Origin of the sequence: Anaerobacillus sp. 1_MG-2023 (assembly GCF_030547345.1) — a bacterium.
Classification (GTDB): domain Bacteria; phylum Bacillota; class Bacilli; order Bacillales; family Guptibacillaceae; genus Guptibacillus; species Guptibacillus hwajinpoensis_B.
The window spans coordinates 1-236 of record NZ_JAUORD010000253.1; the positions used below are offsets into that span (position 1 = coordinate 1).

Genomic DNA, 236 nt, shown 5'->3' on the forward strand with positions numbered 1-236 from the left:
GTTTAGACATCAATCATGCTAGTTCAGAAGGTATCAATAACTTTTCCCATTTCCTTATGGACACATATTTGGATATCCTTGCGCTTACAAAAGAGTTAGCGCAAGAAATTTCGATCGATTTTGTTTATTACGATGCTTTTGGAACGGGAGAAATAGTAAAAGACTATTTAAAAGAGCCAGGCTTCTCTTCTTCTGCATCCTTTTTAATACCCGAAGAATACAATAAAAACCTCCCT

1 pseudogene is annotated in these 236 nt (G+C 35.6%); it reads left to right on the forward strand.

The features are described 5' to 3' along the window. A pseudogene (locus Q4550_RS24055) lies at nt 1-236 on the forward strand (macrolide family glycosyltransferase); the annotation flags it as partial.